General features: G+C 64.8%; 12 protein-coding genes. 5 read left to right on the forward strand and 7 right to left on the reverse strand.

What is annotated here, in order from left to right; translation table 11 throughout:
- Window positions 1–63: 63 nt before the first annotated feature.
- Window positions 64–1791, reverse strand: a complete 1728-nt coding sequence (locus P8934_RS11160; protein WP_278031095.1) for an SLC13 family permease — start codon at window positions 1789–1791, stop codon at window positions 64–66.
- Window positions 1792–1934: 143 nt separating this feature from the next.
- On the opposite strand from P8934_RS11160, the gene P8934_RS11165 reads away from it, so the two are divergent.
- The 5 genes from P8934_RS11165 to cysQ all read left to right on the forward strand — a co-directional run bounded on the left by P8934_RS11165 (window position 1935) and on the right by cysQ (window position 7245).
- A complete protein-coding gene (locus tag P8934_RS11165) occupies window positions 1935–2714 on the forward strand; it encodes a helix-turn-helix domain-containing protein (RefSeq protein WP_278031096.1) in 780 nt (259 codons plus the stop codon).
- Window positions 2715–2916: 202 nt separating this feature from the next.
- Window positions 2917–3819: a sulfate adenylyltransferase subunit CysD gene (gene cysD / locus P8934_RS11170; RefSeq protein ID WP_278031097.1), complete on the forward strand. Its 903-nt coding sequence runs from the start codon at window positions 2917–2919 to the stop codon at window positions 3817–3819.
- Between the two features lie 126 nt (window positions 3820–3945).
- The gene (locus P8934_RS11175) at window positions 3946–4290 is read left to right on the forward strand and encodes a four helix bundle protein (protein ID WP_138181889.1); all 345 of its coding nucleotides are present in this window, start codon (window positions 3946–3948) and stop codon (window positions 4288–4290) included.
- 70 nt (window positions 4291–4360) lie between these two features.
- Window positions 4361–6265, forward strand: coding sequence for a sulfate adenylyltransferase subunit CysN (gene cysN / locus P8934_RS11180; RefSeq protein WP_278031098.1), 1905 nt, complete (start codon window positions 4361–4363; stop codon window positions 6263–6265).
- Window positions 6266–6459: 194 nt separating this feature from the next.
- Complete coding sequence (cysQ, locus tag P8934_RS11185; protein WP_278031099.1) at window positions 6460–7245, forward strand: 3'(2'),5'-bisphosphate nucleotidase CysQ; 786 nt, start codon at window positions 6460–6462, stop codon at window positions 7243–7245.
- 280 nt (window positions 7246–7525) lie between these two features.
- Here cysQ and P8934_RS11190 read toward each other — a convergent pair whose 3' ends face one another.
- The 6 genes from P8934_RS11190 to tviB all read right to left on the reverse strand — a co-directional run bounded on the left by P8934_RS11190 (window position 7526) and on the right by tviB (window position 15337).
- On the reverse strand, window positions 7526–8290 hold the full coding sequence (locus P8934_RS11190) for an ElyC/SanA/YdcF family protein (RefSeq protein ID WP_278031100.1): 765 nt from the start codon (window positions 8288–8290) through the stop codon (window positions 7526–7528).
- Between the two features lie 15 nt (window positions 8291–8305).
- Window positions 8306–9562: an AMP-binding protein gene (locus P8934_RS11195; protein WP_278031101.1), complete on the reverse strand. Its 1257-nt coding sequence runs from the start codon at window positions 9560–9562 to the stop codon at window positions 8306–8308.
- Window positions 9563–9954: 392 nt separating this feature from the next.
- Window positions 9955–12387, reverse strand: a complete 2433-nt coding sequence (locus P8934_RS11200) for an MraY family glycosyltransferase (RefSeq protein WP_278031102.1) — start codon at window positions 12385–12387, stop codon at window positions 9955–9957.
- A 128-nt stretch (window positions 12388–12515) separates the two neighbouring features.
- On the reverse strand, window positions 12516–12863 hold the full coding sequence (locus tag P8934_RS11205; protein WP_278031103.1) for a four helix bundle protein: 348 nt from the start codon (window positions 12861–12863) through the stop codon (window positions 12516–12518).
- A gap of 103 nt (window positions 12864–12966) precedes the next feature.
- Complete coding sequence (locus P8934_RS11210) at window positions 12967–13989, reverse strand: NAD-dependent epimerase (RefSeq protein WP_278031104.1); 1023 nt, start codon at window positions 13987–13989, stop codon at window positions 12967–12969.
- A gap of 70 nt (window positions 13990–14059) precedes the next feature.
- The gene (tviB, locus tag P8934_RS11215; RefSeq protein WP_278031105.1) at window positions 14060–15337 is read right to left on the reverse strand and encodes a Vi polysaccharide biosynthesis UDP-N-acetylglucosamine C-6 dehydrogenase TviB; all 1278 of its coding nucleotides are present in this window, start codon (window positions 15335–15337) and stop codon (window positions 14060–14062) included.
- Between the last annotated feature and the right edge of the window lie 65 nt (window positions 15338–15402).

The following is a 15402-nucleotide window of genomic DNA, read 5'->3' on the forward strand; positions in this document are numbered from 1 at the left end:
CGCAGCATCAAGGCCCCTCCCCGCACAACCTCCTGAATGATGGCAAAGCGACGCCTTGTTTCCTCAGAACGGGAAGATCACCGGCGTCAGCGCTAGCACACTGACCGAATAGGTCAGGCTGACCGGCAGGCCGACCCGCAGGAAGTCCCCCATGCGGTAACGCCCGGGGGAGTAGACCATCAGGTGAGTCTGGTAGCCATAGGGGATGAGAAAGCAGGCGCTTGCACCGTAGGCCACGGCCATGATGAAGGGCATGGGGTCGACACCGAAGGCCTGGGCGGTGGTCCAGGCCACCGGGAACGCCAGTGCAGCGGCGGCGTTGTTGGTCACCGTCTCCGTGAGCAGCAGCGTCAGGACATAGCAGCCGATGAAGGCCGCGTAGACGCCGTGGCCACTGAACAGCGCCTGCATACCAGCGGCGAGCAGGTCGGCGGCCCCGGAGGTCTCAAGCCCCTGGGCGATGGCCAGGGCCGAGCCGATGATGACCCATAGCTCGAAGGGAAAGCGGCGACGCAGCTCGGCCGGGCTGAGTATGCGGCTGGCCAACAGCCCTGCCATCAGCAGCAGCAGGCCATGGAAAAGCGGCAGCAACTCGGCCGCAGCCAAGCCGATCACGCTGACAAAGCCGGCCAGGGTGAGCACGCTTTCGAACCGGTTGAGCTGCGGGCGCTTGAAGCTACCGCTGAGCAGGTGGAAGTTGCGATCGAGGTTGCGGTGCTGGCGAAAGTCGCTGCCCACGGCCATCAGCAGGCAGTCGCCCGTCCGCAGCGGGATCTGCCCCAGCTGCCCCTCCAGGCGCTTTCCGCCGCGGCGGATGCCCACCACGCCGGCATTGAACATGCTGCGAAAGTCCACTTCCTGCAGGGTCTTACCGGCGAGCTCCGACTCATGAGAGATCACCACCTCCACCAGGTTGGTGGCCAGCAGGTCGTCGGCCTGGTGGCCGAACAGCTTGAGCCCCGGAAACCGCTGCAGCGCCTGGACCTTGCTCACCTCACCGGTGAACACCAGGGTATCGCGCTCCTGCAGGATTTCTTCCGGCCCCACGGGGCTGATCAACCGCCCCTCTCGCTCGAGCTCCAGCAGATAAAGCCCCTCCAGGCTGCGCAGGCCATTGGCTTCGATGCTACGGCCAATCAGTTCGGAGCCGGGTTGCAGATCGGCGGCCAGAAAATAGGCAAGCTTGTCGGCGGTTTCCTCGGGCCTGTGGTGCGGCAGGGACTGCGCTCGCCACAGCAGCACGCCGAAGGTCAGCAGCGCCACCGGAATCCCCACCAGGCTGAACTGGAACATGCCCAGTTCGACCCCGGCGCTGCTCAGGGCAAAGGAGTTCACCACCAGATTGGTGGAGGTGCCCACCAGGGTGGTCATGCCACCCAGTATCGAGGCATAGGAGAGCGGGATCAGTAGCCGCGAGGGGGCGATACGCTTCTGCCGCGAGATAGCCCCGAGGAAGGCGGCGACCACGGCGGTGTTGTTGAGAAAGGCGGACAGCACAGCACTGGTGCCCATCAGGCGGGCCGTGGCGCTCTCGGGCCGACCGCGCAATAGGCGATGAGAAAGCCAATCCAGCAGCGGAGTGCGCTCCAGCGCCAGCGACACCAGCAGCAGCAGCATGAGGGTGGCCAGCGCCGGATTGGAATACTGGCGCAGCAGTGTGGCGGTATCCACCAGGCCGAACAGCAGGTAGGCCCCGGCCAGACTGACGAAGGCGATGGCCGGGCGCACCCAGCCGCTGATCAGCAGAATCAGCAGGCCAGCAATGGAGATCAGTACCGCCCAGGTCATCATGGTCGCTCGTCCTTGAGGGGTCCGGGTTGGAATTCACGGCTTGTGGGATTCTACTGGGGCTTTTATGATGATGTCGAATTACCGGTTATACAGTTTCGCATTGTTCTATATTTTTTCTTTCTAGTCAGCTAGTTGGTGCAATATTGAGCACTAAACATTTATCGCCCGAAGTGCTGAACGAACGCCGCCTTGAGGCCGTTCGACTGCGTCTAGATGGCCATACCGTTGCGGAGGTAGCCAGGCGGACCGGGCTCTCCGCGCCCACGGTATCGGCGGCCTGGAAGGCCTTCCGGGAAGGCGGCTGGGAGGCCGTGCCGGTGCGTCAGCGTGGACGGCGGCCGGGCCAGGCGACAGCACTGGGCGAACGGGAGCAAGACGTGCTGTGGCAACGGCTGGCTGAGCAGCCCCCGCGCGCCCGCCCCGGATGGAGCAGCCACGATCTGGCGGATGCCCTGGCGGCCGAGACCCAGCGCGAGGTCTCGCCGCGGGCCATCGAACACTGGCTGGAGGCACAGGATCTCAAGCCGCTCCCGCTGGCCCTGGATGGCCTGGCGCGCCGCCGCTCCACCGGGGGCCGGTGGTTTCGCCAGCAGGTGCAACCGGTGCTCGACCAGGTCCAGAAGGCCGGCGGCACGATCTGGGAGGGCGGCGTGCGCGCAGCGGCACCGGCAATGGCGGCCAAAGGCGCACCCCGCCGCTATCAGCTCTACCTGCACGGCAAGCGGGGCGCGCTCTACACCCGCTGCCTGCCGGCGCCGCCCAAGGCCGAGGACTACCTGGCGATATTCGACCGGCTCGCTGCCGAAGGCCCCGTCGCCCTGCTCTTTCACGGCGCTTTCTTTCAAGCCAGCCCGGAAATTCAGCGGTGGCTTGAACAGAATCCGCAAATGCATCTCATGACGGTGCCCGCCGATGTGCTGTAGCTGGAAGCTGGAAGGCCCGGGCTTCGCCCGGAGCTGGAAGCTGGAAGCTCGAAGCTCGAAGAAAACCCCACGGCCTCTGGTTCAGGGGTTATGCCGCGAAGCGGCATCCTTCCAGCTTCCAGGCGCGAAGCGCCGCTCTTCAAGCTTCAAGCTTCGTTACCAGCTTCAAGCTTCTAGCTTTTCAACCAAGGACTGAGACCCCATGACCTCATTGACCCATCTGCAACGGCTCGAGGCCGAGAGCATCCAGATCATGCGCGAGGTGGTCTCGGAGACCGAGAACCCGGTGATGCTCTACTCCGTCGGCAAGGACAGCGCGGTGATGCTGCACCTGGCGCGCAAGGCCTTCGCGCCCTCCCCGCCCCCCTTCCCGCTATTGCACGTGGATACGCGATGGAAATTCCGCGCCATGTACGAGTTCCGCGACCGCATGGCCGAGGAGGCCGGTATGGACCTGCTGGTGCACATCAACCCCGAGGGCATCGAGAAGGACATCAACCCCTTCACCCATGGCTCGGCCATCCATACCGACGTGATGAAGACCGAAGGCCTCAAGCAGGCAATGGACAAGTACGGCTTCGACGCCGCCTTCGGCGGGGCGCGTCGTGACGAAGAGAAATCCCGCGCCAAGGAGCGGGTGTTCTCCTTCCGCACCGCGCAGCACCGCTGGGACCCGAAGAACCAGCGCCCGGAGCTGTGGAAGCTCTACAACACCCGCAAGCACAAGGGCGAGTCGATCCGTGTCTTCCCGCTCTCCAACTGGACCGAGCTGGATATCTGGCAGTACATCTACCTGCAGAATATTCCCATCGTGCCCCTCTACTACTCTGCCGAGCGCCCGGTGGTCGAGCGCGACGGCACCTTGATCATGGTCGACGACGAGCGCATGCCGCTGGAGCCCGGCGAGGTACCGATGCTGCGCAAGGTGCGCTTCCGCACCCTGGGCTGCTACCCGCTGACCGGCGCCATCGAATCCGAGGCCGACACCCTGCCAGCGATCATCCAGGAGATGCTGCTGACCAACACCTCCGAGCGCCAGGGCCGGGTGATCGACCATGACAGCGCCGCGTCGATGGAGAAGAAAAAACAGGAAGGTTACTTCTAACGCGCCGTAGGCGCGTTAGAAAGCTGGAAGCTGGAAGAGCGGCGCTTCGCGCCTGGAAGCTGGAAGAAAACCCCCGTGGCTCTTGGCCTACTCTTGAGGAATGGTCAGGGAATGGAGGAACTGGGGATGGATTTCGAGAAGCTTCAGGTGTGGAAGCGGTCGGCCAGGCTGTCGGCAGAGCTCTATAAGGCCATGCGGGATCTTCGAGACTTCGGTTTCAAGGATCAAATAACGCGCTCCGGGCTTTCGGTACCCAGCAATATCGCTGAGGGCATGACTCGAGGAACTCCAAAAGACAAACGGCATTTCTTGCTGATTGCCAAGGGGTCATGCGCCGAGCTGAGAACTCAGATCTATATCGGTATCGACATTGGCTACGTCGACAAGGCCTGTGGGAACCGATGGATACAGGAAACACGGGAGATTGCCGCCATGCTCTCCGGGCTCATCGGCAAGCTCACCAACGAATGAATCTGCTGCGCGGTTTGGGTTGGAGGTTCTTCCAGCTTCAAGCTTCCAGCTTCAAGCTATAGGGTTACTCATGGCACACTCATCCGACATGATCGCCGAGGATATCGCGGGCTACCTCAAGTCCCACGAGCACAAGGGGCTGCTTCGCTTCATCACCTGCGGCAGCGTGGACGACGGCAAGAGCACGCTGATCGGGCGCCTGCTGTTCGAGTCCAAGCTGCTGTTCGAGGATCAGCTGGCCGCCATCGAGGCCGACTCGAAGAAATACGGCACCCAGGGCACCGAGATGGACTTCGCGCTACTGGTCGATGGCCTGGCCGCCGAGCGCGAGCAGGGCATCACCATCGACGTGGCCTACCGCTTCTTCTCCACCGACAAGCGCAAGTTCATCGTCGCCGATACACCGGGGCACGAGCAGTACACCCGCAACATGGTAACCGGCGCCTCCAATGCCGACGCTGCCATCCTGATGGTCGATGCCCGTCACGGTATCCTCACCCAGACCCGCCGCCACAGCTTCCTGATGTCGCTGATCGGCATGCGCCAGGTGGTGGTGGCGATCAACAAGATGGACCTGGTGGACTACTCGAAGGCGCGCTTCGAGGAGATCGTCGAGGAGTACCGGGCCTTCGCCAAGCAGCTGGGACTCGAGTCGATCACCTTCATCCCCATGTCGGCGCTCAAGGGCGACAACGTCATCGAGCATGGCCACCACATGCCCTGGTACCACGGCCCCACGCTGATGGCCTACCTGGAGACGGTAGAGGTCGACGACCAGCGCCTGCAGCGCGACCCCTTCCGCCTGCCCGTGCAGTGGGTCAACCGCCCCAACCTGGATTTCCGCGGCTTCACCGGCATGGTGACCAGCGGCACGGTCAAGCCCGGCGACGCCATTCGCGTTCAGCCCTCCGGCAAGACCAGCACGGTGTCGCGGATCTACACCTTCGACGGCGACCTGGACGAAGCCGTGGCCGGGCAGTCGATCACCCTGCTGCTGGACGACGAGATCGATATCTCCCGCGGCGACATCATCTCCGGTGTCGAGAAGCCGAGCCAGACCGCCGACCAGTTCGAGACCACCCTGGTGTGGATGCACGAGCAGCCGCTGCTCCCCGGGCGCCCCTACCTGATGAAGCTGGGCACCCAGTCCGTCTCGGCCACCGTCACCGACATCAAGTACCAGGTGAACGTCAACACCCTGGAGCACGCCGCAGCCAAGCAGCTGGACTTGAACGGCATCGGCATCTGTACGCTGAGCCTCAACAAGCCCGTCGCCTTCGACCCGTACCAGGAGAGCCAGGACACCGGCGGCTTCATCCTCATCGACCGCATGACCAACAACACGGTCGGCGCCGGCATGCTCCACTTCGCCCTGCGGCGCAGCCAGAACATCCACATGCAGCACGTGGATATCGACAAGCAGGCACGCGCCCTCTCCAAGGCCCAGCAGCCCGCGGTGCTGTGGTTCACCGGCCTCTCCGGCGCCGGCAAGTCGACCATCGCCAACCTGGTGGAGAAGAAGCTGCACGCCGCCGGCCAGCACACCTACCTGCTGGATGGCGACAACGTGCGCCATGGCCTCAACCGCGACCTGGGCTTCACCGACGCCGATCGCGTCGAGAACATCCGCCGCGTGGGCGAGATGGCCAAGCTGATGGTCGATGCCGGGCTGATCGTGCTGACCGCCTTCATCTCGCCGTTCCGCAGCGAGCGTCAGCTGGCCCGCGACCTGGTGGAAGAGAACGAGTTCATCGAGGTCTTCATCGACACCCCGCTGGACGTGGCCGAAGAGCGCGACCCCAAGGGGCTCTATCGCAAGGCACGCCGCGGCGAGCTGAAGAACTTCACCGGCATCGACTCCACTTATGAAGCCCCGGAGAACCCGGACCTGCACATCAAGACCCAGCAGATGAGCAGCGACGAGGCCGCCGATGCCATCATCGAACTGCTGCGGGAACGCCAACTTATAAGCTGAAAGCTTGAAGCTTGAAGCTGGAAGACCCGGGCTCCGCCCGGAGCTGTAAGCCATAAGCTGGAAGCTGGAAGAACCCCCCACACCCTGAGGTTGGGGGGGTATGCCGCGAAGCGGCATTCTTCCAGCTTCCAGGCGCGCAGCGCCGCTCTTCCAGCTTCCAGCTTGCCCCCAATCTTCGTAGAGGAAGGTAATAGATGGACCTTGCAACACTCCTGGATAGAATCCACAACATTGCGTTAGACGCCGGCCAGGCCATCATGGCCGTTTACGCCCGGGACTTCTCCATCGAGGAGAAGGAGGACAAGAGCCCGCTGACCGAGGCCGACAAGGCCGCCCATGACGTCATCGACAAGGAGCTCAACGCCCTGCCGGGGGGCATTCCAGTGCTCTCCGAGGAGAACACCGACGGCTTCGCCGGGGCGGATGCCGAGGGCCGCTACTGGCTGGTGGACCCGCTGGACGGCACCAAGGAGTTCATCAAGCGCAACGGCGAGTTCACGGTGAATATTGCGCTGGTCGAGCATGGCAAACCGGTGCTCGGCGTGGTCGTCGCCCCGGCACTGGAGGTCTCCTATCTCGCCGCCGAGGGCGTGGGTGCCTTCAAGGTGGCGTGGGGTGAAGGCAAGAGCGGCGAGCGCCAGCCGATCCAGGTCGCCGGCAAACCCGCCGAAGGCGCCACCTGGCGCGTGGTGGGCAGCCGCTCCCACCCCAGTCCGGACCTGGCCGAGTGGCTGGAGCAGCTCGGCCCGCACGACATGGTGCCCATGGGCAGCTCGCTCAAGCTCTGCCTGGTCGCCGAGGGCGCAGCGGACGTCTATACCCGCCTTGGCCCCACCTGCCTCTGGGATACCGGTGCCGCCCAGGCGGTGGTCGAGCAGGCGGGCGGCCGGGTAGAAACCCTGGCAGGCCAGCCCCTGAACTATTCCCACCCCCAGGAACACATCAACCCCTACTTCGTGGTCTGGGGCTCGCCAGCCTGAGCCAGAAACAAACAGCCCGGCACATGGCCGGGCTGCTGTTATTGCATCTTGTTTGGCTTCTGGCGAGTTCCTCGAGTCTCGTACGGGTCCCTTCGGGGCCATCGTCGAGACGTCGATCCCTGCGCTACGTACAAGACTCCCTTCAGGTCCATCGCGCTGCAAGCAGCGCTCCCACGAAGAGCCCCTCCCTAATTGCTCCTTGGCTTTTGGCTCTCGGCCCTTGCTCCACTCGGCCCTTTCTCCTCGGCCTTCGGCCCTGCTTTGCCTCGGCCCTCACCCCTCACTGCTCAAAGCTGACCGCCAGCTGTCCCAGCCGTTCATACACCGCGCGCTCGGTCTTGTGCAGCTGGGTCGCCGAGGGCACCCAGTAGGAGAAGCTGTCAGGGCGTGTGCGCCCGGCCAGGTAGTGGGTAGGCGCCGCCAGGGGCTGCAGCCCGGCACTGCGAAAGTGCTGCATGGCCCGCGGCATATGCGAGGCCGAGGTGACCAGCACCACGCGCGCCCCCTCGCCCAGGGCCTCGTGCACGGCCCGGGCCTCGCGCCCCGTATCGCTGGCGCGCTCCATGATGATCAGGCGCTCCTGTACGTCCCCGAGCTCCAGCGCGGCCTGGGCATACACCTGCTCCTGCTCCGCCCCACCTGCCGCGGTACGGGAACTCGGCACGACCAGTGGCAGCTCGGGCTTTTGCCGCCACAGGCGCACCCCCTCCATCAGGCGAATCGCGGAGCTGTCACTCAGCTTGCCGGTCGAGGTCCAGGGCACGTCCGGGACCCAGCCGCCACCCAGCACCACGATGCCGGCCAGCGGCGGGTCCTCCGGCAGCGCCTGCAGGGCGGGATATCGCCCCTCCAGCGGGGCCAGCAAGCGGTCGGCGACCGGCGACCAGCTCGCCAGGAAGAGCAGCACCAGGCCCAGGGCCGCCGCGCCCAGGCCCAGGCGGCGCGCGCCACGCCAGGCCAGTAGCCACCCCAGCGCCAGCAGTATAAGGGTGACCGGCAGCGGCATCGCCAGCTGGGCCACCAGGGTCTTCAAGAGGTCATACATGGCAAGCCCCCGGCCTCATGCGCCCGTCACCATCTCGTTCTTGTAGATCGGCCGCTTGCCGGAGGGCTGGGGAGGAATATCGTCGCAAAACACCACTTTGATGGCGGCCTGGTGCCCCAGCACCTGTGTCAGGCCATCGATGATCTCCTGGATGACAGCATCGGCGATGTCCTGCCTGCCGGCCTTGAGCCGCACCTCGTACTGCCCGGCGCCCGTCTGGGCGAACTGGTACTGGTACACCGGGCCTTGTTGCAAAAGGGGCTTATAGATGTAGGGGCCCAGCATCAGCGGCGATACGGAATTGCCGGCAACGGAGACGATCTGCTCCGACACGCGCCCCACCACCTCCCTGAGGGTCAACAGCTGCCCCTCCCGGTAGCAAGCGGCCGTGGCCAGGTCACCGGTGTCGTAGCGGATGATCGGTATCAGGTCGTTGCCAATATCAGTCACCACCACCCTGCCCTGCTCGCCTTCCGCGACCGGCCTCGAGGTGGTCGGGTCCACCACCTCGACATAGACCCCGAACTTGTTGACGTAATACTCCCCCCCGAACGCCGCTTGCTGGGCCATCAATCCCACTTCCTCATTGCTGTAACGGTCGACGAACGCACAGCCAAAGGCCTGGTGGATCACATCGCGCTTGACGGGCTCAAGGGGCTCGGAAATGGAAATCAGCGAGCGGACCTGCAGGCCCTCCTTCTCCGACGGGTGCTGCTCCAGGTAGAGCGCCACTTCGTACATGACGCTCGGGTAGCCCATCAGCACCTTGATCTTCTTGTCCCTGAGCGCCTCGACGAACTCGCGGATCCTGGGCGCCGAAATATCTCCCGGGAGAAAGATGTGCTCATTGCGCAGGTACTTCATGAGCGGCGAGCGGCTTTTGGCCCGAATCAGGAAAAAGGGATCCCCCAGCTGATACCCCGCCGCCTCGTTGAAGTAGGTGAACGTCGCGGTGCGCATCAGGCCGCGCTGCTTGGAGTAGGGAACCCGCAGCGGCTCGCCGGAGGAGCCGCCGGTATAGGCCCAGCCATGGACATCGCCAGGCGAGACCTTCTCTGTCCAGCGCCGGATAGCCGCCTTGTCCATCAGCGGATTGTGCTCGAGCACGGGGTCAAAGCCCCACCGCCTGGCATACGCCTCGAGCTCGGCACGCGCGAAGGGCAGGTGCTGGCGGTTTCTGTCACTGGCGGCCCGGTAATACCGACCCAGCTCGCCCTTGTTGACAAGATCAAAGCCGCGATACAGAAGACGGGGCAGCAGTGCGTTGGCCATGGTGAACACTTAATCTCGTGGAGCAGCGTTTATTTGTGACAACATGTAACGCAACCATGCCATACCGGCGCCATCGAGGCAGTCTGACTTTTCTGGTGCCAGGTCCGCCGCAATGTTCGAGTCATCTCATTCTGGCGCGAAGGAGGCGACGTTCACTTGTGTGAGCACTCTTCTGGGAGCGCAATTCATTGCGCGAATGGCGCCGTCAGGCGTCCTAAGCTGAGTGCCCTTAGCCGGGAAGGCCTCCGGCCTTCTTTCGCGATCTGAAGTCGGAGCGCCGAACCGTCGCTCCCACAGCAGAGCGGTCCATGCCCTTTGCTGAAGAACAACATCACCCCAGTTTGCGAAGAACCCCATTCATTGCGCGATTGGCATCGACAGACGCCCTGGGCTCAGTGGCTATTGCCGGGCAGGGCTCCGGCCTCTGGCTGAATGCGCGCGTCCGCCTTCCCGCGTTGGCGCATCGCGGCCCGCTGGAAGACGGCCACCTGGGCCGCGGCGGTCAGCAGCACCATGAAGGCGAGCGGGCCGGGGAAGCGAGTGGGCATGGCCAGCAGGCTCATCACCATCACCGCCACGCCGCAGCTGAGCAGCCCCAGCGCCCAGGCCGAGTGCCAGGCGTGGCGCCAGGCCATCCACACGATGGCATGGAAGGGTATCGCCACCGCCGCCGCGAAGCCCACCAGCCCCGCCAAGCCCAGGCCTGCCGCCACACTGGCCAGCAGCGAGTGATAGGCCCGGTAGCCGGCCACCAGTTCCCCCTCGGCGGGTACCAGCCGGCCCGAGCCCAGCAGCCACTGCCCCTCCCAGCCCTGCAATGCCAGCTGCCACAGGGTAACGCGCTCGACCATGCCGGGGTGCAGCGCCTGGGCCAGGCGCGGCTGGTCGTTGAGCAGCAGGCCCAGGGCCTGCAGCGGCTGCACCAGCAGCTGGACCAGGGTCTCGCCCTCGCGCAACAGCAGCTGGTGGCTGAGCACGCCCGCCACCAGCACACCCACCACCAGGCCCACGCCCGTCCGGCCCAGCCGGTAGCCCTGATGGCGGCCGAGCAGCGGGGTTGCCACGGCGAAGGTCGCGAGCCCTGCCAGGGCCGCCAGCCACGCCGTGGTATAACCGGTAGCCATCAGGATCACCATGCCGGGCACGGCAAACAGCAGGCCCAGCGTAACCTGGTAGGCCGGGCGCCACCCCGTGCCCAGCCGCTGCAACCCGGAGAACAACAAGCTGAACGCCGCCATCAGCCCCACACTTGCCAGAAACCCGGTCTGCGCCGGCGCGCCCCACACCCAGGGGTCGCGCACCGCGCGCGCCGTAAGACTCGGCCAGTCGACGTGCAACATGAAAGCCACGCCGCCCCCCACCAGTAGGGTGAGCACCAGCCACGGCCAGTGCAGCCGGAACTGGGCCAGCCACCAGGCGATGGGCAGGCTGGCCAGCCCGGTGATGGTCAGCAGCACCCAACCATTGGCATCGCCTGCCCCCAACCCGCCGGCTGCCAGCAGGCGCAGCACGATGAAGGCACTCAGCCCCAGGCTGACCCAGAACAGCGGCAGGCGCACGGCGTCACGCCAGAAGGCGGGATAGGCCGCCATGCCCGAGGCCACCGCCAGGGCCGCCCCGGCCAGGGTCAGGCGGATCTCCAGCGCGAGGCTTGCGGCCATGAGGTAGAGGCCAGCCAGCGCCAGCGCGCGGCGCCAGCCCCCGACCCGATCCGTTCGCCGCAGGCGCACCATGGGCACGGCCGGCTGGTGCAGGCGCGAGCCCAGAGTGGCAGCATGCAGGCGCCGCAGCGCCTTGCTGGTGCGCCAGGCACGGCGCACGAACAGGCTGTGGGCGACCACCACCACGGCCAGACCCACCAGCAGCAGGATATCCGGCACGCCCACCAGCGAGAAGAGCACCCCGACCCCGCCCAGGCCGATCACGCAGAGCATCAGGATCAGGGTGGTCTGCCCCGGGGTGAACCCGGCGCGCAGGAAGATATGGTGCAGGTGGTTGCGATCCGCGGCCAGCGGGCTGCGCCCCTTGCGGATGCGCCGGACCATCAGGCTCAGGGTATCCATCACCGGCAGCGCCAGCAGCCAGCCATAGGCCACCGGGCTGACCACCGCCCGCTCGCTCTGCGAAAGCTCCACCACGAACCAGGCGATGGCGAAACCCAGCGCCATGCTGCCGGCATCGCCCATGAACACGCTGGCCTTACTCCGCCAGGGGTGGCGCAGGTTGAAGAGCAGAAAGCCGGTCACCGCTGCGGCCAGGGTCACGATCACCGCCAGCAGGCTCAACTGGCTCTGCACCGAGGCCACGAAGGCCAGCCAGCCCAGCACGGCCAGGGTACTCCCGCCGGCCAGGCCATCCACGCCATCCATCATGTTGATGGCGTTGATCAGCCCCGCCACGGCGACGATGCTTACCGGCACCGCCAGCCAGCCCAGAGACACCTCCCCAACGCCGGGGAAGGTACCGAGGTGATTCAGCACCCGCTGGCCCCACAGCACCATCAGCGCCGCCACCAGCAGCTGCACGCCCAGCTTGACGGTACTGCGCATGTCGCGGGCATCATCGATCACCCCGCAGGCCACCAGCAGCACCAGGCCCACATAGAGCGGCAACAGCTCCCCCACCGGCACCGGCTGCAGCGGCTGCACCAGCAGGAAGCCGATGAACACCCCCAGGCCACCGGTGAGCGGCACGATGCCCTGGTGCTGCTTGCGCCCACCCGGCACATCGGCCAGCCCCCAGGCGGTGGCCGGCCGCCGCAGCAGCAGGATAGACGCGCTGGAAAGCACCAGTGCCAGTACAGGAAGCACAGGAGTCATCATCATGAGCGAGGCTCGAGGTGAGAGGTTTCAGGGCCGAGGGGTAAGGGCCGAGGGGTAGCAGGTGCGAGGGACGAGGTTCGAGGTGCGAGGGTTCCTCACTTCCTCGAACCTCGTTCCTCGCCACTCGAACTTCAATCCCTGTTACGAAAGTGTTTCATCAGGCCGTATAGCATTCGAGAGAGCTCGTGGGTTTCTTCCACCCACCGCTTCCCCGTTCCTTGCTCGATATAGCGGATCTGCATACCGATGTAGATCTGGGTTCGCAGCTCGCCACAGGAGCCCTTGGCATAGTTGAGGAAGCGGATACGATCCTTCTCGCCCACACGTTCGTACCCCTCGGCGATATTGCTGGCGATGGAAAGCGATGAGCGGGTGATCTGATCCTTGAAGCCGTAGTCCCTGGAATCCATGAAATTCTGGTAGATTTGCGCGCACAGCCGCGCGGCGCGCTTCCACACTTCCAGATCCTCGAATTGCATGTTACGTCCTCCCAATCCCTTGAATCAGACGTGATTCCCAGCATGACCATTGCATCCATCTCGAAGCCCGCTCCTCGAACCTCGCTTCCTCGCCCCTTAAACCTCACACCCCATAAAACTCCCGGTACCAGGCGACGAAGTTGGCCACGCCTTCCTTCACCGGCGTGGCGGGCTTGTAGCCCACCGCCTTCTCCAGTTCGGTGGAATCGGCGTAGGTATCCGGCACGTCGCCAAGCTGCAGCGGCAGCAACTCGCGGGTGGCCTGCATGCCCAGCGCTTCCTCGATCGCCTCGATGTACTCGGAGAGGTGCACCGGATCGTTGTTGCCGATGTTGAAGATGCGATACGGCGCGTAGCTGGTGGCCGGGTCGGGGCTATCGCTGTTCCACTCGGGGTTCGGCTTGGCCACGTCGTCGCTCGCGCGGATCACACCCTCGACGATGTCGTCGACGTAGGTGAAATCGCGAGTATGGTGGCCATGGTTGAACACCTTGATCGGCTCACCGGCCAGGGTGGCCTTGGTGAACAGGAACAGCGCCATGTCCGGGCGCCCCCAGGGGCCGTAGACGGTGAAGAAGCGCAGCCCGGTGGTCGGCAAGCTGAACAGGTGGCTGTAGCTGTGCGCCATCAGCTCGTTGGCCTTCTTGGTGGCGGCGTAGAACTGCAGCGGATGGTTGACGCTCTCGTGCTCAGAGAACGGCATATTGGTGTTGGCGCCATACACGCTGCTGGTGCTGGCATAGGTCAGGTGCTCCACGCCATGGTGGCGGCACGCCTCCAGGATGTTGGTGAACGCCACCAGGTTGCTCTGCACATAGGCGTGAGGGTTCTCCAGCGAGTAGCGCACCCCCGCCTGGGCGGCCAGGTGGATCACCCGCTCGGGGGCATGCTCGCGGAAGGCGTCGTTCACCGCCTGCTGGTCGGCCAGGTCCTGACGCACGAACGCATAGTGGCTGCCGGTACGCTCGGCCGTCTCCTCCAGGATCCGGAGCCGCGCCTCCTTGATCGTCGGGTCGTAGTAATCGTTGACCACATCGAAGCCAATCACGCTATCGCCACGCTCCAGCAGGCGCTTGGCGGTGTGGAAGCCGATAAAGCCGGCGTTGCCGGTCACGAGAATTTTCATTTACTCACCCCAGTAGTAATTCGATTGGCCGCGGCTGCTTGGCTGCTTGGCTGCTTGGCTGCTTGGCTGCTCACAGCCTTAAATCAACCTGAGCCTTGGGCAGCACATACTTCAGGTCATAGAGCACATGCTCGGGCTTGCCCCAGCCGCGGATGCCGTCCACCCCCAGCTCACGGAACTCGCGATGGGCCACGGCAAGGATCATGGCGTCGTAGGCGTTGGCATCGGGCTGCGCCACCGGGCGGATGCCATACTCCTGCTCGGCCTCGTCCTTGTTCACCTGGGGATCATAGACATCCACCGCCACGTTGTAGTCGGCCAGCTCGCGGAGGATGTCCACCACGCGGGTGTTGCGCAGGTCCGGGCAGTTCTCCTTGAAGGTGAGGCCCATCACCAGCACCCGGGCGCCCTCCACGTGGATGCGCCGCTTGATCATCTGCTTGATCAGCTGGCTGACCACGTAGGCGCCCATGTTGTCGTTGATGCGACGCCCGGCGAGGATCATCTCCGGATGGTAGCCCACCTGCTCGGCCTTATGGGTCAGGTAGTAGGGGTCGACCCCAATGCAGTGCCCGCCCACCAGCCCGGGGCGGAACGGCAGGAAGTTCCACTTGGTGCCGGCGGCCTCCAGCACCTCCTCGGTATCGATCCCCAGACGGTTGAAGATCACCGCCAGCTCGTTGATCAGCGCGATATTGATATCGCGCTGGGTGTTCTCGATCACCTTGGCCGCCTCGGCCACGGCGATGGAGCTGGCCTTGTGGGTACCGGCGGTGATCACCCGGCCATAGAGCGCATCCACGAAATCGGCGATCTCCGGGGTCGAGCCCGCGGTCACCTTGCGGATGGTGGTCACGCGGTGCTCCTTGTCACCCGGGTTGATGCGCTCCGGGCTGTAGCCGGCGAAGAAGTCGCGGTTGTAGGTCAGGCCCGAGACCCGCTCGATCACCGGGATGCAGTCCTCCTCGGTGGCGCCGGGGTAGACGGTGGACTCATAGATCACCACATCGCCCTGCCCCACCACCTGGCCCAAGGCCTCGCTGGCGCGGATCAGCGGCGTCAGGTCCGGCCGGCGGCTGGCATCGATGGGCGTGGGCACGGTGACGATATACACATTGCACCCTCGCAGGTCCTCGAGCTCGCTCGAAAAGCTGATCTGCGTGGCCTCGGCCAGCAGTTCCGGCTCCACCTCCAGGGTATGGTCCACCCCATCGCGCAGCTCACTAATACGCTGGGCGTTGATATCAAACCCCACGGTAGGCAGCACCTTGCCGAACTCTACCGCCAGCGGCAGGCCCACATAGCCCAGGCCAATGACCCCTAGGCGCACATTATCCAGACTGCGCATCTCATTCATCCCTTGTCTTGCCCGGTTCAATAAACGGCACGAGCCGGTGATCCTTGTGGCACCCA

It is taken from the genome of Halomonas sp. CKK8, assembly GCF_029625235.1.
In the GTDB taxonomy this organism is placed as follows: domain Bacteria; phylum Pseudomonadota; class Gammaproteobacteria; order Pseudomonadales; family Halomonadaceae; genus Halomonas; species Halomonas ventosae.